General features: G+C 36.3%; 24 protein-coding genes and 1 pseudogene. 19 read left to right on the top strand and 6 right to left on the bottom strand.

Features of this window, described 5'->3' with window-relative positions; translation table 11 throughout:
- The first annotated feature begins 5 nt into the window (after positions 1–5).
- Complete coding sequence (locus tag HCB49_RS07255) at positions 6–449, top strand: 2-thiouracil desulfurase family protein (protein ID WP_185604545.1); 444 nt, start codon at positions 6–8, stop codon at positions 447–449.
- Here the strand turns inward: HCB49_RS07255 and pepC are convergent.
- A complete protein-coding gene (pepC, locus tag HCB49_RS07260) occupies positions 446–1,771 on the bottom strand; it encodes an aminopeptidase C (RefSeq protein WP_185604546.1) in 1,326 nt (441 codons plus the stop codon). The genes HCB49_RS07255 and pepC overlap by 4 nt on opposite strands.
- A gap of 218 nt (positions 1,772–1,989) precedes the next feature.
- Here pepC and HCB49_RS07265 point away from each other — a divergent pair, with 218 nt between their 5' ends.
- The 4 genes from HCB49_RS07265 (at position 1,990) to relB (ending at position 6,016) form a co-directional block, all read left to right on the top strand.
- Entirely contained in the window at positions 1,990–2,742 is a 753-nt protein-coding gene (locus HCB49_RS07265) for a DeoR/GlpR family DNA-binding transcription regulator (protein ID WP_185604547.1), read from the top strand.
- The gene (gene pfkB / locus HCB49_RS07270; protein WP_185604548.1) at positions 2,739–3,662 is read left to right on the top strand and encodes a 1-phosphofructokinase; all 924 of its coding nucleotides are present in this window, start codon (positions 2,739–2,741) and stop codon (positions 3,660–3,662) included. The genes HCB49_RS07265 and pfkB overlap by 4 nt, the downstream gene beginning before the upstream one ends.
- Before the next feature lies 1 nt (position 3,663).
- Positions 3,664–5,562 (top strand): PTS fructose transporter subunit IIABC, encoded by a 1,899-nt coding sequence (locus tag HCB49_RS07275; protein WP_185604549.1) that lies wholly within the window; start codon positions 3,664–3,666, stop codon positions 5,560–5,562.
- Positions 5,563–5,668: 106 nt separating this feature from the next.
- Positions 5,669–6,016: a type II toxin-antitoxin system RelB family anti-toxin gene (gene relB, locus HCB49_RS07280; protein ID WP_003739618.1), complete on the top strand. Its 348-nt coding sequence runs from the start codon at positions 5,669–5,671 to the stop codon at positions 6,014–6,016.
- A 53-nt stretch (positions 6,017–6,069) separates the two neighbouring features.
- Here the strand turns inward: relB and HCB49_RS07285 are convergent, their stop codons facing one another.
- Entirely contained in the window at positions 6,070–6,669 is a 600-nt protein-coding gene (locus HCB49_RS07285; protein ID WP_008948579.1) for a competence protein ComK, read from the bottom strand.
- 130 nt (positions 6,670–6,799) lie between these two features.
- Between HCB49_RS07285 and HCB49_RS07290 the strand changes: the two genes are divergently transcribed.
- The 6 genes from HCB49_RS07290 to HCB49_RS07315 all read left to right on the top strand — a co-directional run bounded on the left by HCB49_RS07290 (position 6,800) and on the right by HCB49_RS07315 (position 16,705).
- Positions 6,800–7,156 carry an IDEAL domain-containing protein gene (locus HCB49_RS07290; RefSeq protein WP_185392456.1) on the top strand — a complete coding sequence of 119 codons (357 nt, stop codon included), beginning with the start codon at positions 6,800–6,802 and terminating at the stop codon, positions 7,154–7,156.
- Positions 7,157–7,305: 149 nt separating this feature from the next.
- Positions 7,306–10,779 (top strand): helicase-exonuclease AddAB subunit AddB, encoded by a 3,474-nt coding sequence (gene addB / locus HCB49_RS07295; protein WP_185604550.1) that lies wholly within the window; start codon positions 7,306–7,308, stop codon positions 10,777–10,779.
- A 1-nt stretch (position 10,780) separates the two neighbouring features.
- Entirely contained in the window at positions 10,781–14,488 is a 3,708-nt protein-coding gene (gene addA / locus HCB49_RS07300) for a helicase-exonuclease AddAB subunit AddA (protein WP_185604551.1), read from the top strand.
- Positions 14,489–15,337: a fumarylacetoacetate hydrolase family protein gene (locus tag HCB49_RS07305; RefSeq protein ID WP_185604552.1), complete on the top strand. Its 849-nt coding sequence runs from the start codon at positions 14,489–14,491 to the stop codon at positions 15,335–15,337.
- Between the two features lie 19 nt (positions 15,338–15,356).
- Positions 15,357–15,719 carry a YisL family protein gene (locus HCB49_RS07310; RefSeq protein WP_185399479.1) on the top strand — a complete coding sequence of 121 codons (363 nt, stop codon included), beginning with the start codon at positions 15,357–15,359 and terminating at the stop codon, positions 15,717–15,719.
- An 83-nt stretch (positions 15,720–15,802) separates the two neighbouring features.
- On the top strand, positions 15,803–16,705 hold the full coding sequence (locus HCB49_RS07315; RefSeq protein WP_185392461.1) for a YitT family protein: 903 nt from the start codon (positions 15,803–15,805) through the stop codon (positions 16,703–16,705).
- A 77-nt stretch (positions 16,706–16,782) separates the two neighbouring features.
- Here the strand turns inward: HCB49_RS07315 and HCB49_RS07320 are convergent, their stop codons facing one another.
- Positions 16,783–17,595 (bottom strand): Cof-type HAD-IIB family hydrolase, encoded by an 813-nt coding sequence (locus tag HCB49_RS07320; RefSeq protein ID WP_185604553.1) that lies wholly within the window; start codon positions 17,593–17,595, stop codon positions 16,783–16,785.
- Positions 17,596–17,746: 151 nt separating this feature from the next.
- Between HCB49_RS07320 and yjfP the strand changes: the two genes are divergently transcribed.
- From yjfP to HCB49_RS07335, 3 genes are all read left to right on the top strand, one after another.
- A complete protein-coding gene (gene yjfP / locus HCB49_RS07325; protein ID WP_185604554.1) occupies positions 17,747–18,499 on the top strand; it encodes an esterase in 753 nt (250 codons plus the stop codon).
- A gap of 64 nt (positions 18,500–18,563) precedes the next feature.
- Positions 18,564–18,872, top strand: a complete 309-nt coding sequence (locus tag HCB49_RS07330; protein ID WP_003720638.1) for a metal-sulfur cluster assembly factor — start codon at positions 18,564–18,566, stop codon at positions 18,870–18,872.
- Positions 18,873–18,950: 78 nt separating this feature from the next.
- The gene (locus HCB49_RS07335; RefSeq protein WP_185604555.1) at positions 18,951–19,826 is read left to right on the top strand and encodes a GNAT family N-acetyltransferase; all 876 of its coding nucleotides are present in this window, start codon (positions 18,951–18,953) and stop codon (positions 19,824–19,826) included.
- On the opposite strand, the gene HCB49_RS07340 is transcribed toward HCB49_RS07335, so the two are convergent.
- A complete protein-coding gene (locus HCB49_RS07340; RefSeq protein WP_185604556.1) occupies positions 19,817–20,167 on the bottom strand; it encodes a PTS sugar transporter subunit IIA in 351 nt (116 codons plus the stop codon). The two genes, HCB49_RS07335 and HCB49_RS07340, sit on opposite strands and share 10 nt — an antisense overlap.
- A gap of 150 nt (positions 20,168–20,317) precedes the next feature.
- Between HCB49_RS07340 and HCB49_RS07345 the strand changes: the two genes are divergently transcribed.
- The 3 genes and pseudogenes from HCB49_RS07345 to HCB49_RS07355 all read left to right on the top strand — a co-directional run bounded on the left by HCB49_RS07345 (position 20,318) and on the right by HCB49_RS07355 (position 21,534).
- The gene (locus tag HCB49_RS07345) at positions 20,318–20,509 is read left to right on the top strand and encodes a hypothetical protein (RefSeq protein WP_185392465.1); all 192 of its coding nucleotides are present in this window, start codon (positions 20,318–20,320) and stop codon (positions 20,507–20,509) included.
- Positions 20,510–20,534: 25 nt separating this feature from the next.
- Positions 20,535–20,849: pseudogene (locus HCB49_RS07350) on the top strand (hypothetical protein).
- Positions 20,850–21,012: 163 nt separating this feature from the next.
- The gene (locus HCB49_RS07355; protein WP_003723656.1) at positions 21,013–21,534 is read left to right on the top strand and encodes a type 1 glutamine amidotransferase domain-containing protein; all 522 of its coding nucleotides are present in this window, start codon (positions 21,013–21,015) and stop codon (positions 21,532–21,534) included.
- Between the two features lie 40 nt (positions 21,535–21,574).
- On the opposite strand, the gene HCB49_RS07360 is transcribed toward HCB49_RS07355, so the two are convergent.
- Positions 21,575–21,841: a hypothetical protein gene (locus tag HCB49_RS07360; RefSeq protein ID WP_185392467.1), complete on the bottom strand. Its 267-nt coding sequence runs from the start codon at positions 21,839–21,841 to the stop codon at positions 21,575–21,577.
- Positions 21,842–21,949: 108 nt separating this feature from the next.
- Complete coding sequence (locus HCB49_RS07365; RefSeq protein ID WP_185392468.1) at positions 21,950–23,242, bottom strand: NCS2 family permease; 1,293 nt, start codon at positions 23,240–23,242, stop codon at positions 21,950–21,952.
- Between the two features lie 172 nt (positions 23,243–23,414).
- Between HCB49_RS07365 and HCB49_RS07370 the strand changes: the two genes are divergently transcribed.
- The gene (locus HCB49_RS07370) at positions 23,415–24,044 is read left to right on the top strand and encodes an HAD family hydrolase (RefSeq protein WP_185481256.1); all 630 of its coding nucleotides are present in this window, start codon (positions 23,415–23,417) and stop codon (positions 24,042–24,044) included.
- A gap of 117 nt (positions 24,045–24,161) precedes the next feature.
- Complete coding sequence (locus HCB49_RS07375) at positions 24,162–24,614, top strand: hypothetical protein (RefSeq protein WP_185604557.1); 453 nt, start codon at positions 24,162–24,164, stop codon at positions 24,612–24,614.
- The last annotated feature ends 5 nt before the right edge of the window (positions 24,615–24,619 follow it).

Raw genomic sequence — 24,619 nt, forward strand, 5'->3', positions numbered from 1 at the left:
ACCAAATGATAGCAGTAAGTGCTTGTTTAGCGGGAATTGCCTGTAGATATGATGGAAAAGATAAAGAAATTACTAAAATAAAGCAAATGGTTGAAAACGGCGAAGCGATTTCTTTTTGCCCAGAAGTTATAGGTGGCCTGCCTACACCGAGGTTTCCAGCAGAAATAGTAGGAGGAGACGGTAAAGATGTTTGGTTAGGCCATGCTAAAGTCATGGATAATCAAGGAACAGATGTAACAGAAGAATACAAAAACGGAGCGAGCCTCACTTTAGCTAAAATGAAAGAACTCGGAATTACACAAATAATTATGAAAGAAAAAAGTCCATCTTGCGGTAGCTGTGCTATTTACGACGGCACCTTCTCTGGAAAAATAAAAGACGGTACCGGCGTAGCAGCAGCTCTTTTTCAAATGAACGGCATAAAAATTATTTCAGAATTTACGATTTAAAGTGCCAGTGAGCCCATTGGATCCCAAGGTTTTAATGCTATCGGCTCCTGATTAAAAGCAGCAATCAATTCTTCGGATAAATATTTTTTATGCACGACTACTTGGAATGTGAATTCATCCATCCAAGTATCACTAGCAACAAAATAACCTTTATTACCAATGGATTCTCCCCAGCTATTTTCCACTTTCCAGCGATTTACCTCACCACCGGCAACATTCACACCAGTAAGAACCATCGCATGTGTAAGCATACTATGTTTATAATCAAGACGTTCTGCTTTTGTCATTGCAGTTTTAAATCCAAAAGTCTGATTAAACAAGAAAATATCCGTATCCATAATACCAGTAGTTTTTTCTGAAAGTTGACCAACATCACAGCCAAACCAAACCGTTTCACCGTCTTTGATTTGATCAGCGGCGGCTTTTTTTAATACATCCATTTCTACATTCAAATACTTAATAGGCGTCCCATTTACAATATTTCCTAAATAATCGACCGTGAAAGCCTGATTAAAAGGTTTATCCTTGGTCGGCGCATTTATTAGTGGAATATAATATTTCAAATCAATATCTACATACCGCGCATAAAATTCTTTGGGCGTAATCTGCAAATCCTGCTTAAATTCATTGTCCTTATTTCGATACTCAAAATCGAATACTTTAGGCGGTTCACCAAGAGTTATTACCAAAAGCTGATAAACTTCCGCAAGCATTTCTTCTTTCAAACTGGCAGTATCTTTCTTTTCAGTAACAGCTTTTCTCAAAATAACCGCATCCGTGCGAAGTCTTTCATTTAATAAATGATTTAAATCTGCTGACTTGCTGCTTTGGAACGTTTCAGGCATAGCAGACTTAGGAACAACCCCGTATTTTTCAATAATCGAAACTAGCATATCCCACTGACCACCATCTTGCTGTGGTGTATCAAGCAACCATGAGACTAAGCGACTATCTTCATCCTCATTAGCAGTTTCAATAATATTCTCTAAAAAATAATTAGCTTTCTCAAGTTTGTCCCAAAAGTTAGTATAATTCTGCGACAACTCAAAATCTTTCAAACCAAGTGTTCCATTCAATTTATGCCGAAATGTATTTAATGCTGCAAACATCCAACATCTTCCACTTTGCTGTTGATTAGAAACTTTATCTGTAGTAACCTCATGAGAAAAAACAGGCTGAACGTTCACTTTTGAAATTGGATTCTCCGTAGCGGCTTTAATCCCATTTTTCATAATACTAGCTTGAAAAACCAATTTATCTGGATTTTCACGCCATTTCTTTGAAAAACTTTCTAATTGATCGAATGTTAATTCCGTATGCATGAATAACTCCTCCTAATACCAAAAATTATCTTCTAAACAAGTATACTGCTAAAAATTAGAACTGTATAAGAAAAGCGCTGGATGAATAATTATGAAGGTTTTTGAGCGTGTACATGTTATAATATGAATGAATTTGAATTACGGTGATTGTTTTTGAATGAAAACGGTTGATTTTGAAAGAAAAAGATGATAAACTAACTTTGGATGGAGGAGTAATAATGTTAAATGCAGAGCGTAAACAACTTATTATGGAGAGTATTGGGAAACTTGGTGTGATTAAATTACAAGAATTAGTTGAAGGCCTTGATACCTCAGAGTCGACCATTCGTCGCGATTTAATCGAATTAGAAGAACAAGGATTAATCCAGCGTGTACACGGCGGAGCTAAACTTGTAAAGCTTCATAACCAAGAACCAAGTATGAATGAGAAATCATTCAAAAACATTCAAAGTAAAAAAGTAATTGCTGCATATTGTGCAAGCCTAGTGGAAGAAAATGATTGTATCTATTTAGATGCAGGTTCCACCACACTAGAATTAATTACTCATTTAGCTAATCGAAATATCACAGTGGTTACAAACGGATTAACTCATATCGAAGAACTAGTTCGTCAAAATATTGATGCTTATCTATTAGGTGGCAAAATGAAAGTGCATACAAAAGCAATAATTGGTGCCGTTGCCTTAGATAATATCCAAAACTACCATTTTGATAAAGCTTTCATTGGTACTAACGCGATGCATCCGGAGCATGGCTATACAACACCTGATATGGAAGAAGCCTTTGTAAAACGTGCCGCAAAAGAACGTGCTGATCGCGTTTTTGTTGTAGCAGACCATACAAAATTTAATGAAGTGAATTTTTCAAAAATGTTTTCAATAGAAGAAGCTACCATTGTGACAGACTATATTCCTTCAGCATTAAAAGAATCCTTTATCCAAAAAACTAAAATAATCGAGGTAGAAAAATGATTTATACAATTACTTTAAACCCATCAATTGATTATATTGTGCAAATCGACCAATTAAACCTTGGTGAACTTAATCGCATGAAACAAGATTATAAATTACCTGGTGGCAAAGGAATCAACGTCAGCAGAGTGCTAAATCAATTGAAAGTACCGAGTCTCGCTACAGGGTTTCTAGGTGGATTTACTGGCAATTTTATTAACGACTGGCTACAAAACGAAGGTATCAAAACTGGTTTTGTAACAGTAAAAGATGATACTCGAATTAATATTAAACTCAAACACGGTGAAGAAACAGAAATTAATGGTTTAGGACCAGCAATTTCAGAAACGGAAATCAATGAATTTTTAAAAGTGATGGACAAAGTAACTGCTGGAGATATTGTTATCTTGTCTGGTAGCGTACCACCTTCACTTGGAAATGATTTTTACGATAAGATAATTCAGATTTGTAAAGAAAAACAAGCAGAGTTTATGATTGATACTACAGGACAAGAACTACTAGATGCATTGCCAAATCGTCCTATTCTGATTAAACCAAATCATCATGAATTAGCAGAACTATTTGGCGCTAAACTAGAAAGCGTAGAGGATCTCATCCCATATGGGAAAAAATGTCTGGAGCTAGGTGCGCAACACGTAATCGTATCCATGGCTGGCGACGGAGCCCTTCTATTTACTGGAGAAGATGTTTATTTCGCCGATGCTTTAAAAGGGGAACTGAAAAATTCTGTTGGTGCTGGAGACTCTATGATTGCAGGATTTGTTGGAACTTTTGATAAAACAAGAGACCCAGTTAAAGCTTTCGCTGCTGGTGTTGCAACAGGTGGAGCAACTGCTTTCTCAACAGATTTAGCCCAAAAGGAATTAATAGATGAATTACTACCACAAGTGAAGATAACTAAAATAACAGGGAGGAACTAAAATGAGAATCACTGATTTATTAAGCAAAGATGTTATGATTATGTCATTACAAGCAACGACAAAAGAAGCTGCTATCGATGAAATGATTGCTTCGTTAAAAAGCAATGGAAAAATTAATGATGAGGTCCTTTTTAAAGAAGCGATAATGAACCGTGAAGCACAAAGTTCCACTGGTGTAGGTGAAGGGATTGCAATGCCACACGCGAAAACAAAAGCTGTAAATGAACCAACCGTTGTTTTTGCTAAAAGCGAAAAAGGATTAGACTATGATGCTTTAGATGGTCAACCAGCCCATTTATTCTTTATGATTGCCGCTCCAGATGGCGCTAATGCAACTCATTTAGAAACCTTAGCAGCACTTTCTAGATTATTAGTCCACCCGGCATTTGTTCAATCATTAAAAGATGCTAAAACTCCAGATGAAGTAATCAATCTTTTTAATCATGAACAAGAAGATTCAGAAGAAACAGTTGTCAGTCCAACATCAAATAACGATACTGGCAAATCAGTCGTAGCAGTTACAGCTTGCCCGACAGGTATTGCGCATACTTATATGGCAGCAGAAAAATTACAAGAAACAGCAAATAAATTAGGCGTTCGAATCAAAGTAGAAACAAATGGTTCCAGAGGTGTTGAAAACCGTCTAACAGATAAAGAAATTGCCGAAGCAGACGGTGTTATTATCGCTGCTGATGTACAAGTGGATATGCCTCGCTTTGATGGAAAGCATTTAATCGCTAAACCAGTTGCAGCGGGAATTCATAAGCCAGAAGAATTAATTAATGAAGCAATATCTGGAAATGCCCCAGTGTATAAAGCGGAAGAAGGAAGCCAAGCGGTAGAAAGCGCAGATGGACTTTCAATCGGTCAACAAATTTACAAACATCTAATGAGTGGTGTTTCCCACATGTTACCGTTTGTTATTGGTGGCGGTATCGCAATTGCAATTGCATTTATGCTTGATCAAATGCTAGGTGTTCCTCAAGATCAACTTGCAAAACTAGGTTCATATAACGAAATTCCAGCATTATTAAAACAAATTGGCGATGTTGCATTCGGCTTTATGTTACCAGTATTTGCCGGTTACATTGCTTACAGTATATCCGATAGACCAGGGCTTGTAGCAGGTTTTGTAGCAGGCGGAGTAGCATCTGTTGGCGGCGCAGGATTCCTAGGTGCATTAGTCGGCGGTTTCCTTGCAGGTTATGCAGTAGAACTAGTAAAACTTGCACTTAAAAAATTACCAAAAACACTAGACGGTATCAAAGTAGTTTTATTCTATCCAGTTTTATCTGTTTTAATTGTAGGACTGTTAATGTTGCTATTAAATGTGCCAATGAGCGCGTTGAATACTTGGTTAAATGATTTCTTAAATAGTTTAAGTGGTACAAACGCAGTTATTTTAGGATTACTGCTTGGAGCAATGATGGCAGCCGATTTAGGTGGGCCAATTAACAAAGCAGCTTATATTTTCGCAACTGGAACGCTCGCAGCAAGTGTAGCGACAGGCGGTAGTGCAATCATGGCAGCGACAATGGCTGCTGGTATGGTACCACCACTTGCAACATTTGTAGCGACACTTATTTTTAGAAATAAATTTACAGCTCAAGAACGTGATGCAGGCTTAACTAACTCTATTTTAGGAGCTTCGTTCATTACAGAAGGAGCTATACCGTTCGCGGCGGCAGATCCACTTCGAATGATTCCAAGTTTCATTGCCGGAAGTGCAATCACAGGCGCAATCGTTATGTTCTTGAATATCAAAGTATTAGCACCACATGGAGGAGTCTTCGTTATCTTCCTAGTATCTCAACCATGGTTCTACATCATTGCAATTATTATTGGAACATTAATCAGTGCAGCATTAATTGGTGTTCTACGTAAGAAACCAACTGTATAATAATATTGAAATCGTCTTTTGAAACTAAAAAGGCGATTTCTTTTTAGTAAATTCTCGAATTCTTTCTAAAAAATTGCTATACTGGAAATGAAGCGAGGTGGGCGTATTGGAATTTGGAGAAAAATTAATTCATTTACGAAAGAAAAATCGGTTAACACAAAAACAATTAGCGGCGAAAATTGGGACAACTGCATCCACAATAAGCAAATATGAAAATGATAACCACCGACCGCCAATCTTTATTTTGGCAAAATTAGCAGAAATTCTTGGAACAACGACAGATTTTTTATTAGATGATGTAGCGGGTTTACGAGAAAAAAATTCAGTAAACGCCTTTCCGTTGATTGGAAATCCTGAGCTTGAGAAATGGTATTTAGAATTGCCGTATACATATTCAGAAGATGAATTATTAATGTTAAAACGAATTGCAGATGCGATTGAGAATAAAAAATAATTTAAGGTAAAGCCAGCTACGCAATTGTGTAGCTGGCTTTATTTAGTTTAAATTTACTGCTCAGGATCTTTAGGGTCTTCTTTATCGGGAAGCATAGTATTGTAAAAACGTCTTGATTCAGCGGCTAGTGTAGTAGGTGGAAAAAACATATTCATTGAAGGGAAGTTACTCTCCATCATACGCATTTTTTGAGAAAATTTCATATGTAACATGGAGGTTCTAGCAATCTGATTATTAAAAGATGCTAAAGACATATCGATTTCAAAAGTTTCCATATTAGAAAATGTGATTAAAGTGTGGTTAAATCCAATTGCATGATAGTCTTTGATGTGTTGCGGGAAAATCCAAATACAGTCTACTGAACTTGGTGCTACAGTTGGAAATACATAAGTGGAAGTAACAGGGTCAATAATAATAGGTGGCTTATGAGTAACACCTATTAAATGCTTGGTGCCCTCCTTACGACCCTCATAGCTTGATCCGAAAAAGTTGCAGCTGGTTTTAATTAGCTCAAACGGGGTAAATTTAGAAGTATAATGAGAATCAACTTCATAAATTTCTGAATAGACTATACTTCCAGATTTTTTCGGAAAAATAATCATCGTGTGCGGGTTTACTTCATAAAACTGAGTACTGATTTGTTCTTTTTTCATTTCATTCAACTCCTCTATGTTTGTATTTATGTCTAAGAAGAAACCTAGAATTATTGCTTAATACGCAACAATTCCAAATAACGACTGAGCACCAAAGTAAGATATGAGTTATTTTTTGTCATTATAGCACATGGAAATTTACAAGTCATTAGATTTTCGTAAAGTTGTATTTTCAAGCTGTTTTCTGTTTTTTCTAGGCATATTACAATTTTTTGAGATTGTAATAAATATGAGTGAAGGAGTGGTAGTCGTGGAAATGCGTGATTTTTCTAATTCATTGATGAATCAGGTGGGTGTCCTTAAAGGAGAAAAAGAATTAACAAACGTTTTTATCGAATGCTTCCTGACGATGCTCCTAGAAGAGAGAAAATTAGAACAACTTAGAGCTGAAATTGATAAAGCTCTCGATAATAGGAACAAAGCTGAATTTATGCAACTAACAGAAAAAATGAATAAAATTCAACAGGAAATGCTGGCTTTTGAGTAGAATATATGAAAAACTAAGATAGTGAGAGCTATCTTAGTTTTTTTGAGCTGTTTTATAGATTTTCAAGCAAAAAAAGTCTCGAAAAAAGTTCTGGACAGATTGCTCAAATATGGTAAACTAAATAAAAACATATGTTCGGTGGTGAGGGTATGACACTTCAAATAATTGCTGGTAGATCAGGAACAGGGAAGACAACTTATTTAATGGATGAAGTTGGAGCGAAAATTAAACAAAATTCCAAGACCTATATTTTTATCGTTCCAGACCAAATGACGTTTCAGATGGAGACGAGCTTTTTAAATAAAGAAAATTTAGCGGGTATGCTTGGGACACAAATATTCAGCTTTAGTCGTTTGGCATGGAAAATCCTTCAGGAAACAGGTGGATTATCCAAGACTTTTCTAAGTCAAACAGGAATCGAAATGGTTATCCGAAAAGCTGCACTTGATCAAAAAGATGAATTAAAGATTTTTTCTAAAGCTACTTCTAGAAAGGGCTTTTATTCAGAGTTAGCAAATTTATTTAAAGAAATGAAACAAGAAGAAGTTTCTATAGAAGATATGGTTAACAGCGCTACCAATTTGTCTACAAGTGTAAATAGCAAAGTACATGATATTTCACTGATTTATCAAAAGTATGAAGAACTTTTAGCGGATAAGTTTCTCGAAAATGAAGACTATTTGAGATTGCTTGCAGAGAAAATTGTAGAAAGCGGTTATCTAAATCAGACTGAAATAGTCATTGATGGTTTTACTTCTTTTTCAAAACAAGAACTCTCAGTTATTGGAGAATTAATGCGAAAATGTGATAAAGTGACAGTTTCGCTAACTTTAAATGTTCCAGAAATCCAACATGGTTTAGATGAATATAGTATGTTTAAAGCAAGTACAGAAGCTTACTATGCTTTATTAGATTTGGCTAAATCGAACGGAATTCAAGTAGAGCAAGATAAGTTTTTCTTAGAAAACAAACGAGCAAAAACAGACTCATTAGAATTTCTAGCAAATGCTTGGGGTCATAATAAATTTATGGCTTTCAAAGAAGAACCAAGTAATTTAAAAATTCATCAAGCAAACAATAGACGTGCAGAAATCGAAGGCATAGCACGTGAAATCAGACAACTTGCATTGAGTGGCTATAGATATCGAGATATGGCCATTTTAACAAGGAATCTTGGAGATTATGATATTTTATGTGAAACAGTGATGGAATCATATGATATCCCAATTTTTATTGATAAAAAAAGAGCCATGGCCAAACACCCGTTTATTGAGTTTGTTCGTTCCAGCTTAGAGGCTATTATATTTAATTGGAAGTATGAACCTATTTTTCAAGCAGTTAAAACAGAATTTTTCTTTGATATTACAGATAATTCAAGTGACTTGCGACGTAAATCAGATATACTAGAAAACTATGTACTAGAAAACGGTATTCAAAATAAATGGAAATGGGAAAAAGAAGGTGATTGGATTTACCGGAAAATTCGGGGACTCTCTACCAATCTATTACCGCAAACGGATGAAGAAATCCATACACAATCGATTATTAATGAGATGAGAGACTTGATAGTAGCGCCTCTTTCAACATTGGAAAGTAATTTACGCAAAGCGAATACTGGAATGGAATTTGCGCTAGCACTCTATCATTATTTAGAGCAAGTAAAAGCTGTAGAGCGCTTGGAATCATGGAGACAACGAGCAGAAGAGCAAGGTTATTTAGAACTTGCGAGAGAACATGAGCAAGCATGGAGTTCCATTTCTGCCCTTTTGGATGAATTTGTAGAGGTCCTAGGCGAGGAAACGTTAGATTTAATTAGCTTTACGGAAATCATTACAACTGGCTTAGACGCACTTGAATTTTCGCTTTTACCACCTTCCTTAGATCAAGTCGTTTTAGCTGATATGGAAAATGCAAAGTTGCTAGATATGAAAGTTATTTTTGCAATTGGAATGAATGATGGTGTTATGCCACTTCGCCAAAAAGATAAAGGTATTCTGTCTGACCAAGATCGAGATGCTTTGCGTGCAGAAGATAGTAATTTAAAGCCATCTGCTAAAAATAATATTGGTGAAGAAGATTTATTAGCATATAAAATTATTAGTCTACCAAGCGATAAATTATTTCTTAGTTATCCAGTTGCTGATGAAGAAGGAAAAGTTCTTAGCGAATCAAATTATCTAAGAAAAATAAAAGGTCAGTTTAAAGAATTAAACGAATCGGTTTACTTAACAGATCCGAGTTTATTAAGTGATGAAGAACAAAGTAATTATATTCGCTCCAAACAAGCAACATTAGGCTTGTTGACGAGTCAATTACAAATGTACAAACGAGGTTATCCACTATCTAATGTGTGGTGGGATGCCTATAATAGCTATTTTGAAGATGCCAAAGAATCCAAAATGGCAAAACAAATATTGTCCAGTTTATATTATGAAAATAAAACTAAGTCTTTACAAGAAACAACAGCCAAAAATCTATTTGGAGAAACTATTCATGCAAGTGTTTCTCGAATGGAGAAATTTTTCAGTTGCGAATTCCAACATTTTGCGCAATATGGATTAAAACTAGAAGAAAGAGGTCATTTTCAGTTGCAAGCTGTAGATATGGGAGAGATTTTCCATGGTGCTATGGAGTGGATTTCAGCTGAATTAAAGCGAAATAATTTAGACTGGGGCAATTTAACAGAGGAAGAATGTCGACAAATGGCGAAACTGGCGATGACGTTTTTAGCACCGAAGATTCAGCATGAGATTTTGCTAAGCTCTAAACGAATGGAATACATTCAATATAAGTTACTCCAAATTATAACGAGAGCTACCACAGTCTTAAATGAACAAGCCAAAAGTAGCGCATTTCGTCCAGTGGGATTAGAAGTTGATTTTGGGCTAAAAGGAGATATTCCACCATTAAAAATCCCATTACATTCTAATAGTGAGCTTCTTTTACAAGGGCGAATTGATAGAATAGATATGGCGGAACAGGATGATCGAACATTCCTTCGAATCATTGATTATAAATCTAGTTCGCATGATTTGGCGCTTACTGAGGTCTATTATGGATTAGCGCTACAGATGCTTACGTATTTAGATATTGTTGTAACAAATGCACAGAAAATGATTGGGAAAACTGCAGAACCAGCTGGCGTACTGTATTTCCATATGCACAATCAATTTGTGCAAGCGGAGAAGGAATTAAGCGATGAAGCTATCGCAAAAGAATTACAAAAAAGTTCCAAAATGAAAGGGTTGATTTTGTCAGACCCAGTTGCTGTGTCATTAATGGATACGACACTTGAAAAAGGAAAATCATCCAACATTATTCCAGCCGAAATTAAGCAAAATGGTGATTTAAGTGCAAGGTCAAGAACAGCTACAAAAGCAGAATTTGATAAAATGCGCCAATTTGTGCGACATAAATACCAAGAAGCAGGTAATAAAATACTTGATGGGGCAGTTGCGATTAACCCTTATAAATTAAAAGAAAGAACACCTTGTCAATTTTGTGGTTTCCGTTCTTTCTGCGGATTCGATCCATCTTTAACTAGCAATCAATATAGACATTTAACAAATGAAAAGTCAGAAACAATTTTAACAAAAATGGACGTAGAAGGAGGGACGCAGTAGCATGAGCTTAGATATACCATCAAAACCAACTGATTCTTTATGGACGGATGACCAGTGGAAAGCCATTCAAGCAAAAGGAAATAATGTACTTGTAGCTGCTGCTGCGGGCTCAGGCAAAACGGCCGTTCTAGTTACTAGGATTATTGAAAGGTTAATAGATGAATCGGCCAATTTAAATGTAGACGAGTTACTTATAGTGACTTTTACAAATGCTTCTGCTGCCGAAATGAAATTTAGAATAGGGAAAGGATTGGAGGAAGCTTTAGAACAAAATCCAGATTCTGCCCATTTGAAAAGGCAAGTAGCTTTACTTAACTATGCTTCTATTTCCACACTCCATTCCTTCTGTTTAGAAATTATTAGAAAATATTATTTTGAAGCAGATATAGATCCAAGTTTTCGCTTGATTGAACCAATTGAAAGTAGCATGATTCGAGATGAAGTTTTGGAAGAACAGCTGGAAAGAGAATATAGTATTGAAAATAATGAGGCTTTTTTTCACTTGGTAGAATCTTTCACCGGAGATCGATCTGATGCAGAGTTACACATGCTAATATCTAAACTCTATGATTTCTCTAGGGCGAATCCAGATCCAAATGCATGGCTAGCAACAATGGTAGATTTCTACAATACCGAACAAATTACTTCGATTACAGAATTACCCTATTTTCCAATCATTAAAGAAGATATTGAATTAAGAGTTAATCAAGCTAAAAATTACTTGTTGAATGCGATAGACTATGCAAACGAAAATGGCGGTCCGGCACCATATTTACCTACATTAGAAAATGATTTAGCTCAAATCAATACATTATCCGCGTTGGATTGGACTAGCTGGGAGAATCTACAGTTAGCTACCGAAAGCATTGATTTCAAACGAATTCCAACACTCAAAAATAAAAGTGATTATGATGAAACTTATGTTGAAGAAACAAAAAAATTCCGAGATGCTGCAAAAAAAGAAATTAAAAACATCGCGATAGATTGGTTTTCGAGAGCAGAGACCAATTATTTGGCGGATTTAGAAAAAATGAAACCAGACATTCAAACTTTGAGTGAATTAGTAAAAAGTTTCGCCAAGAATTTCTTTGAAGAAAAACAACAACGAGGCGTATTGGATTTTAATGATTTAGAACATTTAGCATTAAAAATTTTATTAAAAGACAATGAAGCGTCGGAAGTTGCTCGCAATTATCAAAAACAATTTAAAGAAGTATTAATCGATGAATATCAAGATACTAATATGGTCCAAGAAACCATCTTACGCCTTGTAACTAATCCAGATGATAAGCATGGAAATTTATTTATGGTTGGAGATGTAAAGCAATCTATTTATCGGTTCCGTTTAGCCGAGCCAACTTTATTTATGACGAAGTATCAAGCATATCAGCAAGACGGTAATGGAACTGGGATACGTATTGATTTATCACAAAATTTCAGAAGTAGAAAAGAAGTGTTAGATGCAACTAATTTTATCTTCCATCAATTGATGGATAGGCATATTGCGGAAATTGACTATGATACAGCGGCAGAGTTGACTTTAGGCGCAAGTTTTCCAGAAACAAATGAAATGGCAACGGAACTTTTATTGATTGATATGAAATCAGAAGAAAAAGAAACAGAAGATGAATTATCACCACAAGAATTGCAGAAAAGCCAAGTAGAATCACGCGCAATTGCCACGGAAATTAGAGAAATGATAGATAACAAGTTTCCTATTTATGATAAAAAACTAAAGCAGAACAGACCTATTCAATACCGAGATATAGTTATTTTAGCGCGAGCGATGACGAGTGCTCCGGATATGGAAGAAGCGATGAAAGTTCAAGATATTCCATTCTATGCTAATAATAATTCTGGCTATTTTGAAACGACAGAAGTAGCCACGATGATTGCGCTTATGAAAGTAATCGACAATCCGTATCAAGATATCCCTTTAGCGGCTGTACTACGTTCACCGATAATCGGCTTAAATGAAGAAGAACTAGGACAAGTACGTATGGCGAAGAAAAATGGCTATTTCTTTGATGCTTTATTAGCATATAAGGATATAACCGTTTCAGAAACAGCAGATAAAATAAGTGACTTTATTCAGCAACTAAACACTTGGCGTGAATTATCTATCCGAGAAAATTTAACTTCTTTAATTTGGCAAATTTATCAAGAAACGAACTTCTATGAATTTGTCGGTGGGTTACCTGGTGGCAAACAGCGCCAAGCTAATTTACGAGCATTGTATGATCGTGCGAATCAATACGAAAAGACTTCCTTCCGTGGCTTATTCCGTTTTGTTCGCTTTGTCGAGCGTTTGGAAGTTAGGGGTGATGATCTGGGAACAGCAAAAACACTTGGTGAAAAAGAAGATGTCGTTCGGATGATGACTATCCATGCAAGCAAAGGACTAGAATTTCCCGTGGTGATCATCTCTGGACTCAGCAGGAAATTTAATATGCGTGATATCTATAGTAAAACACTGCTAGACAAAGATTATGGCTTTGCATCTAATTATCGAGATATCCAGAAAATGATTGTTTATCCGACTATTATGCAACAAGCGATTAAACAAAAAAAATCTCGCGAAATGATTGCGGAAGAAATGCGTGTTTTATACGTTGCCCTCACTCGTGCGGAAGAAAAGTTGATTTTGACGGCTACTGTACCAGATTTTGAAAAAACAAGTAAAAACTGGTTGCAAGTTGCCAAAGGGAAAGAAACTATTCTACCAGCAGCAACTAGAGCGAAGGCGAAGTGTTATTTGGATTGGATAGGGAACGCGACTATTAGACATGAAAGTTTTAAAGATTTATTGTGTGAAGAAATGATTCAAACGCTTCCGACAGATATGAAGCTCCAGATTGAAATCAAAACAAAAGAAATGTTTTTAGAAAATGAGCAAGAAAGATCAGAATCGGATAATTGGATGGAAAACATAAAGGGACATCAACCAGTACCTGTCCACAGCCCTTATAAAGACGAAATTCAGCGATATATGAACTATGAGTACGGAAACGAGGCAGCGACAGAAATTCGCGCTAAACAGTCTGTAACAGAGCTTAAACGACAATTCTCTTTGCAAGATAGCTGGAGTGATACCACCTTACTAAAAGAATTCCAAAAAGTATCACTAGATAGACCCAAATTTTTGCAACAAAATAAGTTGTCTGCCACAGAAATTGGTACAGCAATGCATACCCTTATGCAAGCAGTTCCGCTAGAGGGGCAACCGGTGAAGGAAGACTTAGAGCACCTTTTACAAACGATGCGTGAAAAAGATATCTTAACTGAGGCGCAAATTAAAGCAATCAATATACAACAAATAATCGGTTTCTTTGAATCGCCATTAGGAAAAACAATGTTACAGAAAAAAAATCTAGTCAAGCGCGAAGTACCTTTCAGTTATTTGCTCCCTGTATCCAAACTATATGAACAAGCCGATATAGACGAACATGTACTCATTCAAGGTGTTGTTGATAGTATGATTGAAGAGGAAGAATCCATTATTTTAATTGACTATAAAACAGATAAAATAGAAGGGCGCTACGCGGATTGGGAAGCTGCTGAAAAAGTAATGAAAGAACGATATCAAATACAGATTAAGCTTTATGCAGAAGCAATCCAAGCTATTACTGGGAAAAAAGTAACGAAAGCATATCTATATTTCTTCGATGGACAACATATATGTCAAATAAACACAAAGGAAGGTCTTTAAATGAAATGGTTGAGTTATCTGTATCAAGGGAACATTGAATATGGCCTGTTAGCACCTGAAAGTAAAATTATCCCTGCAAAAACAATTTTTGCAAATCCACCAGCGACCCTTTTGGATTTCATTAAAGAAAAACCAACACTTCCTGTATTACAAGAAATGCATGGCAATATCGATTTAGCTGATGTGGAAATTCAAATTCCTTTTACACCACCAAATAATATCATCGCTATTGGAAAAAATTATTATAATCATGTGTTGGAAATGGGAAGTAAAGAAGATGTTCCGGAGCAAATTCTTGTATTTACAAAAAGTGCTAATAGTTTATTGCCTCACAACGGTCAGATTGAGCTTCATCAAAAGGTAACCGAGCAACTCGATTACGAAGGGGAACTCGCGGTTATTATAGGAAAAGAAGTCAGAGATATATCCGAAAAAGAAGCATTATCTGCTATTTTTGGATTCACTATTTTAAATGATGTTACAGCTCGAGACCTTCAGAAAAAACATAAACAGTTTTATATTGGGAAAAGCCTTGATGCAAGTTGTCCGATTGGTCCGTATGTACTTGAAAATGATTCAAGCGAAGAACTTACTTTCCATATTGAGACGAGAGTGAATGGTGACGTGAGGCAATCGGACTCTACAGATAAGTTTATATTTAACTTGGCTCGAATTATTTCGGATCTATCAAAAGGACATACGCTAATTCCTGGTGATATAATAGCTACGGGAACTCCAAGTGGTGTAGGTAAGGGGATGAACCCTCCAACGTTTCTACAGGACGGGGACATTGTTGAAATTACTATCGATAAAATTGGAACATTAACTAATCAAGTAAGAAAATCTTAAAAAGGAAGAAGGAATTATTATGTGGGGTTATATTCATTTAATTTCTTGGGTAGCCATTGTTGTATTAACAGTTACAGCTTTACTCATTTATTCCAAATCAGCAAAAAGTTTTACGATGTTACAAATGATTAATCGCGTTTTTTATATTCTCGTTATATTAAGTGGAATTATGATGGTACAGTACAGCGTGGAACAAAGTTGGATTCTAGCGATATTTAAAATTCTAATGGGGATTATTGTGATTGGTGTTGTGGAGATGCTACTTAGTTATCGAAAACAACAAAAACCGACCGGCATGTTTTTAATGATTTTTGTTATTGTGGTAGTAATTACAGTATCGCTGGGCTTCTATTTATCAGGCGGATATCCATTATTTAACTAAAAATCAAAAAAATAATGAAAAAGACTTCTCTTTTCTCTGGAAAGTTGGTATGTTATGTTAGGGCCAAAAAAGGAGAGAAGAAAATGAGTTCAAAAATAGTATATAGAGAATATGCTAAAAAAACCGCCATTGCGATTATAGCAGCACTTTTAAATGCAATTGGCATGAACTTCTTTTTAATACCAGCACAAGTTTACGCTGCTGGATTAAATGGGGTTGCACAACTAGGTTCAGACATGTTACGTGATTCAATGAATATTTCAATTTCGACAGGGCTGCTTGTTCTGTTATTAAATATTCCAGTGGCAATTTTAGGCTGGTTAAAAGTAGGGAAATCCTTTACTGTTTTCAGCTTTTTGACAGTTGCTTTTATGTCTTTTTTCTTGATTGTTATTCCAGAAGTGCAAGTGTCCAACGATATTTTGCTTAATGCGATTTTTGGGGCGTTAATTGCTTCTGTAGGTATTGGTTTGGCTTTGAAATTCGGTATTTCTACTGGTGGACTAGATATCGTAGCAATGTACATAACAATTAAGACCGGGCGTTCTTTCGGAAAGTATTTCTTGCTTCTAAATGGGGTTATTATAATTGTGGCAGGGTTCGCGTATGATTGGACATTCGCGCTCTATACGCTCATTTCTTTGTATGTTCAAAGTAGAGTGATTGATATTATTCATACGAGACATCAGAAATTAACAGTGATGATTATGACGCAACACTCCGAAACCGTTATTAAAGCAATTCATGAAAATATGGTGCGGGGCATTACAGTTGTAGATGCGATGGGCGGTTACTCAAAAGAAGATGTGGCGATGCTGATTATGGTAATCACGCGTTATGAATTATATGATATTACGCATATTGTCGGAGAATTCGACCCTAAAGCCTTTATTAATGTCATGGAAACCTCTAGCGTGTTCGGTGATTTCCGTTCTGAAGCAGACCAAAAATTGGCAATGGCAATGTACAAAAATAAAATGATGTAAAAAAGCTGCAAGGTAATGGCTCTTGAACCAAAAATTAGAACTCCTAACTTTTGTAAGACCATACTTGCAGCTTTTTATTATAAGTGTAAATTTTCTTCTAAATATAGAGCGATGCCATCATCTTGGTTAGAGGCGGTTACGACGTTCGCTACGTTTTTTACAGATTCAGCAGCATTTCCCATTGCAACACCAACACCTGCATAATCTAGCATTTGTAAATCATTCGTTTCATCACCGAATGCAATGATATCTTTACGATCAAAGCCTAGTGTTTTGGCAGCAGCTTGAACACCGATTGCTTTGTGGATACCAAATTTAATAATTTCTACTGCAGGCCAAGCGGATGCGCCCCAGGTATGGTGGGAAATAACGCCAGAAAGTGATTCATCTAAATGTTTGCTGATTAAATCTAGTTGATCCATTTTCCCGAAAAATAATAAGGAAGTAGCATCAGATTGAATAGCGTCACGGATATTTCCAAATACAATATTTTCCGTACCTAAATGGAATGTTTCAGGGACACTGTTGTTGTGTTCTTTCAAAAAGACATTATCCTGTACTTCGGCTGCGATATTATCTAATGCAAAGCCGTTGGAGAAATCAAGTAATTCGTGAACAACGTGTAAATCAATGGCATGATGGTATCCTTCAGCAAATGTAGTGAGTCTAGGATGATGATAGACAGCGCCGTTGAAATTAACAATCGGTGTGGTTAATCCAAGTTCGTGATAGTAAGAACCACTAATTCGGTATGGACGGCCTGTTGCAATCATTACTTCATGGCCAGCCATGCGTGCTTTTTCTAGCGTATTTTTTGTATGCGAGGAGATAGTTAGATCATCTCTAAGTGTTGTGCCGTCAAGGTCTAGTACGATTAATTTTTTAGACATAGTTTGCTCCTTTAATTCATATGGTTGGTTGAAAACTGCCCCTTCATGCTAAAATAAGGGCACACATTAATGATAGACGTTAATCACAAATTTGTAAATGATTCTGACCTTTACAATAGCTTAATAAACCTTATAGAAATGAGGCTTCACAATGATTCAAGTAGAAAATGAACAAATTGCGGGAATACCAGTTTTACATATTAGCAACAGCGAAAATGCTGATAAAATGTTACCAACAATCATTTTTTATCATGGTTTTACTTCTCAAAAAGAACTGTATTTACATTATGGTTATTTACTTGCACAGCGCGGCTTTCGAGTGGTGTTACCAGATGCGAAGTTACACGGGGAACGTCTTCAAGGAGCGAATCCAGAAGATCAAGCTACGTTCTTTTGGGATGTGATAGAAACGAATATCAAGGAATTCCCGTTAATTACAAATGAACTAATTAAAGCTGGGAAAACGGATCCGAATCGTATTGGTGTTGGCGGAGTTTCGATGGGGGCTATAACTTCTCTAGGACTTCTTGGGCAACATGAAGATATTAAAGTGGCAGTTAGTTTAATGGGGAGCGCATATTACGTTGATTTTGCTAAGGAGCTATCTAAATATGCATTGGCGCAAGGATTAACATTCCCTTATGACGTTGATGAGCGAATTTTATCCTTACAAAAATACGACTTAACTCAAAATATTACTAAAATAAACAACCGTCCATTGCTACTTTGGCACGGAAAAAAAGATGATGTTGTACCATTTGCTTATAGTGAAAAATTATATCAAACACTTGTGGAAGAAAGTTTGGCGGATAATGTACAATTTATCATTGACGATAATGCGAAACATAAAGTTTCCGTCGAAGGAATGCTGCAAGGAGTTAGTTTTTTCGAGAAATTCTTATAATGAAAATCATTCTCATATATGATACAATAAGTGTACAAAATTGCAAAAAGGAGGCATATGCTTCATGGATGAGCAACTGAAAGAAAACCTAATGGGCGCACTAGAACAAGTTATCGATCCAGAACTTGGTATTGATATTGTGAACATTGGGCTTGTATATGATGTTGAGTTAGATGATGACGGGCTTTGCACGGTATCAATGACGCTTACAACAATGGGATGTCCGCTTGCTGGTATTTTGACTGAGCAAGTACAAATGGCGTTAAGTGATATTCCGGAAGTGAAGGATACAAATGTAAACCTTGTTTGGAATCCACCTTGGACTAAAGATCGTATGTCACGCTATGCAAAAATAGCGCTCGGGATACGCTAATTAAATAAAAATGAGCAGGTAGAACGTAATTCGCGTTGTACCTGTTATTTTTATAGAAATGAGTAGAGGAATAAGACAATGAATTATGAAATGATAAGTGACTACAAAGATAATAAATTATATCGTGATAGTTTTAATAGACTTGCTGAAAGTACGTTTGATATTAATTTTGAAGAATGGTTCCATCAAGGTTTTTGGAATGATAAATACGTTTGTTATTCTTATATCGATAATGAGGAAGTCATCGCGAATGTCTCCATTAATAAAATGAGCTTAATTTATCAAGGCGAGGATTATAACGCACTCCAAATTGGCACCGTTATGACGCACCCTAATTACCGCGGTCAAGGGCTTGCTAAGAAATTATTAGAGCATGTAATAGCCAAATATGAAGCACAATATGACTTCCTGTATCTATTTGCCAATGATTCTGTATTAGATTTCTATCCAAAATTTGGTTTTGAGCGTGTCGAGGAAAGTAGTTTTACTGTCGATGCAAGTAGTTTGAAAAGAAAACCTGCTAATATAAAAAAACTGAATCCCGATAATAATGCCGATTTTCAGCTAATAAGTCGTATTGTATCTGAAAAAACTCCACTTTCTAACATATTAGATGTCAAAGAAAGTGAAGATTTACTGATGTTTTATGTATTAATCGCATTAAAAAATGAACTTTACTATATTGAAGAAATAGATACGATCGTTCTGATGGAACAGGAAGATGCTGATTTATATGTACTTGATATCCTTAGTACGAAAAAACTAGATGTGGTGGAAGTTCTAAGTTATCTGCCAGCTAAAAAAATCGAAACGATTCATCTTCTATTTACGCCAGAAAAGAGCAAATACATTGATGCGGCCCATATCATTGAAACAGAAGATATGTTGTTTGTGCGTCCCAATATACTTACAAGTGAGCCTTATTTCTTGTTTCCAGCTACTTCTCACGCTTGATTTTCAAGTTTTGTCAGACGTTCCTCTAAACGCTGTTGATGTTTGTATTGTTCGATGATTCTTTTAGCGAGTTGTAATTCTGCTTGTGCAGTCATTAAGTGGTCTTGCCCGTGAATTAATAAAAATGACGGGTGAGCTACTGTTTCTGAGTCACGAATGGATACTAATTTTGTTTGCCAAATATGGCCTTCTTGAAATTGGTCTTGTGCCATTTGTAGATGTTCATCTGCTTTGTCGAATTGATACTTTTCTGCATAATCAATAGCTTTATATGCTTCTTTTCGTGTGTTTCCACCATGCAAAATAAGTTTTACAACAGCTTCTTCTACTTGAATTTCCATTTTTCCACCCCAACAGTTGATTGTTTTCTTTTATTGTAGCAAATGCCTGAACGATATGACAATAAATTAGCAATAAATCAGCCTATGGAATGATGCGTTTCATTTCGTGTGGCGTATAATAGACAATAGAAAAGGTGTGGAGGGATTCAAATGGAAGAACGTTTATATGAACTAGAAGATAAAGTACAAGACCTAGAGCTTGAAGTGCATGATTTACGTGCTAGAATTCAACTGCTTGAAGATAAACCAGCTGCTCGTTCTAGTTTACTCGGTCATAATGTATGGGTCTTAATTCCATTAGTCGCTATTGTTTCTTGGATGATTGTAGAAATTTTCAGCTAAAAGAGACCCGCAAAGGTTTCTTTTTGTGCATAATATAGTTGTTTCTATACAGAAAACAGTGATAATAGTAAGGTTTTTATAGCTTTTCTTGGCTTCGTCACAAAAAATCTATATTTATTTACTTGCTTTTTTCAAGAACAATAGTAAAATAAGTTATAGGATAGAGTTTTACCTCGATGAAAGTTTCATTTTTACTAATGTGATTTTCATGGGGATAAGACCCTATCATGGTTATAATGACTTTTGGTGTATCCATCTTCCAATAGAATGGCAACTAGTCAGACATCTGTTTAGACACCAAAATCATTATTTGTTTTCATTCATCTCATTGGCCGTGTAGTTCATGTCTATGCCTCATCCCGTTATGCATAGGCGCCCGAACATGATGGCAACGCTGGAAATGTTTATTTCGAGCGTCTTTTTTTGTCTTCTTTTATAGGCGGAATAATTTAATAACAAACTAGTTATTGTTATACTGTAGGAGAGGATAGGAGGAGATTTATATGACTTTAAAAGGTAAAAAAGTTATTGCGCTTGTCAGTGAAGACTTTGAGGATTTAGAGCTTTGGTATCCAGTGCTTAGATTACGCGAGGCTGGTGCTTCGGTACATTTAGTGGCGGAGGAAGCGAAGAAAGTTTATCACGGTAAGTACGGAGTTCCTGTTACTTCTGATTATGATTTTGATTCTGTTCGCGCAGAAGATTATGATGGAATTTTAGTCCCAGGTGGCTGGTCCCCAGATAAGTTACGCCGTTTTGATAGTGTACTGAATTTGGTTCGTGCTTTCGATAAAGCGAAAAAGCCAATCGGACAAATTTGCCATGCAGGTTGGGTGCTTGTTTCTGCCGGGATTTTAGAAGGTGTGAATGTAACAAGTACGCCAGGAATTAAAGATGATATGACAAATGCGGGTGCTATTTGGCATAATGAGCCGGTTGTAACAGACGGACACATTATTTCAAGTCGTCGCCCACCAGACCTACCAGAATATTTACCAGCGTTCATTTCCGCTTTAGAAGATTAAAAAAGAAGCATTCCTCGAGTGGGGGATGCTTCTTTTTAGTTTAGAAGTAAAAAGTAACGATAAAGCCGATGAAACTAGGGATTGCTGCTACTAAAAGCAGGATACTCCAGCGTAATTGGCTTTTTCGGCTAGGATTTCCACTTCGCCCGCCAAAGGAAACGAATGCGGATAGAATAATGGATGCAAAAACAATAATAGTTGTAACGATGGAATATAATGTGGATACAGTGTAATCAGGTATCAAAAAGCTTGCTAGAAAAACAGCAACAGCAAGTACGACACCGGCGAGCAGTGATTTTAAAAACACAACAAGTTCAACTCATTTCTAATTAGTTTCTCTCTTCTTTATAGCAAAAGACAGGGTTTTTGTCCAATAAAAAAGCGCCTACCGAGTTCGGCAGACGCTAGTTCGTTATTAATGTGGTAAAAATGCTACGAGAATGAAGAATAGTGCGGCAATCACAATTAGGAACCAGTTAAGTTCGCGCCATTTGCCAGTGAATACTTTTAGTACTGGATAAGAAATGAAACCGAACGCTAGGCCGATTGCAATGCTTGAAGTAAGTGGCATAGCTAGAATAACTAAGAAAGCAGGGAATGCTTCATCTAGCGTATCCCAGTCAATTTCTTTAACAGCGCCAATCATCATGCTACCAACAATGATAAGAGCAGGTGCAGTGATAGCAGAAATTCCGGATACAGCACCAACAAGTGGAGCGAAGAATGCGGAAATCATGAATAAAATTGCTACTGTAAGTGTTGTCAGACCAGTACGTCCACCTGTTGCAACCCCAGCGGATGACTCGATGTAAGCACTTGTAGGTGTTGTACCAAACATCGAACCAACACTTGTTGCAACTGCGTCAGCCATTAATGCTTGTTTGGCATTTGGTAATGATTCGCCTTTCATTAAGCCGGCTTTTTTCGCAACACCGATCATTGTTCCAGTTGTATCAAAAATCGTTATGAGTAGGAAGGACAAGACGACGGCGTATAGCCCGTAACTCATTACATCCCCAAAAGCATTAAGTGGATTAGTAAAAACAAATTCTGGCATTGGTGGAAGTTTAACAATACCTTCTGTAAATTTAAGTTCACCAGTGATAAACGCGATAATACCAGTTGCAATCATTCCGATGAATAAAGCTCCTTTTACGTTTAAAGCAAGTAGGATTAAAGTAATTAAAAGACCGACAATAGCTAAAATAGCTTCTTTGGAATGTAAATCACCTAAACCGACTAAGTTTGAGTCGTTTGAAACGATAATGCCTGTCATGCGGAAACCTAGGAAAGCGATAAATAAACCAATACCGGCTGTAATCCCAGCTTTTAAATTATGTGGAATGGCTTCGATGATTTTTTCACGAAGCGGTGTTAATGATAGTAATAAGAAAATAATACCTGCTACAAAGACCGCAGCGAATGCGACCGAATAATCTAGTTTTTGTGTTGTAACTACTGTGACGAAGTAAGCGTTCATACCAAGTCCTGGCGCAATCGCGATTGGATAGTTAGCGAAAATCGCCATCCATAATGTACCGATTACTGCTGAAATGATTGTTGCCATGAAGACTGTATTGAATGGAACACCTGCTGCGGAGAGGATAGCTGGGTTAACTACTACGATATATACCATCGTTAGGAATGTAGTAAAACCAGAGATGACTTCCGTTTTAACATCTGTACCGTTTGCTTTTAATTGAAACATGCGTGTGTTTCACTCCTTTTTTAAAATCTTACTCAATGGTAAATGACGAACATTAAAAACCACAACTTCAATATTATTCGTTTTTTGCTAAAAAAGCAACCCTTTTTCGAAGATTTCTTAAATAGTTTATCTATGTTACAATGAAAGTATCACTTATACTAGGAGGATGCATGTGAAGGCAGTTGTTTTTGATTTTGATGGCACCATGCTTGATACGGAGAATTTATGGTATACGGAGACAATGAAATACTTGAAAGACACGTACGATATTGATTTACCAGATGAAATTTATCAGCAAATTATCGGTACAAGTGAAGAACCAATTATTCGCTATATGATGGAAGCAACGAACGGGGCTTTTGATAAGGAAGCTTTTTTAACTACTGTGGCGGATGCTTGTCATCTTGGCCAACAATCACTTGGCTTTCGTGATGGCTTTAAAGAATTTTTTGAACAAGTAAAAGCGAATGATTATAAAATTGGCCTTGCTACAAGTTCGGGTTATGCTTGGATTAAACCTACACTTGAACGACTTGGGATTCTAGCGGACTTTGAGACGATTCAAACTGCGGATCATGTGGATGAAATCAAGCCCCATCCGGCACTTTATTTGCAAGCGGTGGAAGCTCTTGGTGTGAAACCGGAAGAAGCAATTGCGATAGAAGACTCAAAAAATGGCGCGCTGTCAGCAATGCAAGCGGGATTGAAAGTGTATATCGTACCAAATGAAGCAACAAAAAATATTACATTTCCAAAAGAAGCGACAGTTGTTTCTTCGTTTGCAGAAATTAAATTAAAATAAAGGCTTTGTTAAAGAATAATGTTGATATTTGATATCTTTCCAAAATGTTGTGATAATAGGAACGAATAATCGTTTGCGTTTATCTAAAATTAGTGTGTAACAGGTGGTGAACACAGGATGAAACTTCCTAATGGGGTAACTGGTTTTTATAATTCAGAAGCTAATAAACCTCCAAATATAGAAGAGAAACAGTTCAAGCAATTATGCTTCGACATTGTATCTTGTAATGGTGGAAAAGTTTTAGGGTTTAATACACCCCAATCCCCAGCAAATTTTTATTATGCTCAAGTTGAAGTTTCAGGTAATAGTTTATATATCTTGCTGAACGCACATTATCCTTACCTTACTTTTGCATCAGCCATTGAACTTGGTGACATCAACTTCATCGAAAATCCTTTTCTTTATGAACAATTTGCTCCTTTCTACCAAATTATCGGTGCAGTAGAGCTAAACAGTTCTTTTAATCAAAGTATGGTAAAGAAAGCAGACTTAAATAGTGCTGAATTGGAACAACTTGCTTACTGGAAGCCCGAAACGGTAGGTCAAATAATCTTCAACTACTGGGATTAAAAAAA

The organism is Listeria cossartiae subsp. cayugensis (assembly GCF_014229095.1).
Lineage (GTDB): Bacteria > Bacillota > Bacilli > Lactobacillales > Listeriaceae > Listeria > Listeria cayugensis.

Excerpts from the sequence above, each read along its gene's own strand:
- HCB49_RS07345 (WP_185392465.1), top strand. The coding sequence starts at position 20,318 with ATGGAAGAACGTTTATATGAACTAGAAGATAAAGTACAAGACCTAGAG.
- HCB49_RS07305 (WP_185604552.1), top strand. The coding sequence starts at position 14,489 with ATGAAATGGTTGAGTTATCTGTATCAAGGGAACATTGAATATGGCCTG.
- addB (WP_185604550.1), top strand. The coding sequence starts at position 7,306 with ATGACACTTCAAATAATTGCTGGTAGATCAGGAACAGGGAAGACAACT.
- addA (WP_185604551.1), top strand. The coding sequence starts at position 10,781 with ATGAGCTTAGATATACCATCAAAACCAACTGATTCTTTATGGACGGAT.
- HCB49_RS07265 (WP_185604547.1), top strand. The coding sequence starts at position 1,990 with ATGTTAAATGCAGAGCGTAAACAACTTATTATGGAGAGTATTGGGAAA.
- HCB49_RS07275 (WP_185604549.1), top strand. The coding sequence starts at position 3,664 with ATGAGAATCACTGATTTATTAAGCAAAGATGTTATGATTATGTCATTA.
- HCB49_RS07320 (WP_185604553.1), bottom strand. The coding sequence starts at position 17,595 with ATGTCTAAAAAATTAATCGTACTAGACCTTGACGGCACAACACTTAGA.
- HCB49_RS07335 (WP_185604555.1), top strand. The coding sequence starts at position 18,951 with ATGAATTATGAAATGATAAGTGACTACAAAGATAATAAATTATATCGT.
- pepC (WP_185604546.1), bottom strand. The coding sequence starts at position 1,771 with ATGCATACGGAATTAACATTCGATCAATTAGAAAGTTTTTCAAAGAAA.
- HCB49_RS07315 (WP_185392461.1), top strand. The coding sequence starts at position 15,803 with ATGAGTTCAAAAATAGTATATAGAGAATATGCTAAAAAAACCGCCATT.
- HCB49_RS07330 (WP_003720638.1), top strand. The coding sequence starts at position 18,564 with ATGGATGAGCAACTGAAAGAAAACCTAATGGGCGCACTAGAACAAGTT.
- yjfP (WP_185604554.1), top strand. The coding sequence starts at position 17,747 with ATGATTCAAGTAGAAAATGAACAAATTGCGGGAATACCAGTTTTACAT.
- HCB49_RS07365 (WP_185392468.1), bottom strand. The coding sequence starts at position 23,242 with ATGTTTCAATTAAAAGCAAACGGTACAGATGTTAAAACGGAAGTCATC.
- HCB49_RS07375 (WP_185604557.1), top strand. The coding sequence starts at position 24,162 with ATGAAACTTCCTAATGGGGTAACTGGTTTTTATAATTCAGAAGCTAAT.
- pfkB (WP_185604548.1), top strand. The coding sequence starts at position 2,739 with ATGATTTATACAATTACTTTAAACCCATCAATTGATTATATTGTGCAA.
- HCB49_RS07355 (WP_003723656.1), top strand. The coding sequence starts at position 21,013 with ATGACTTTAAAAGGTAAAAAAGTTATTGCGCTTGTCAGTGAAGACTTT.
- HCB49_RS07290 (WP_185392456.1), top strand. The coding sequence starts at position 6,800 with ATGGAAATTTACAAGTCATTAGATTTTCGTAAAGTTGTATTTTCAAGC.
- HCB49_RS07255 (WP_185604545.1), top strand. The coding sequence starts at position 6 with ATGATAGCAGTAAGTGCTTGTTTAGCGGGAATTGCCTGTAGATATGAT.
- HCB49_RS07340 (WP_185604556.1), bottom strand. The coding sequence starts at position 20,167 with ATGGAAATTCAAGTAGAAGAAGCTGTTGTAAAACTTATTTTGCATGGT.
- HCB49_RS07285 (WP_008948579.1), bottom strand. The coding sequence starts at position 6,669 with ATGAAAAAAGAACAAATCAGTACTCAGTTTTATGAAGTAAACCCGCAC.
- HCB49_RS07310 (WP_185399479.1), top strand. The coding sequence starts at position 15,357 with ATGTGGGGTTATATTCATTTAATTTCTTGGGTAGCCATTGTTGTATTA.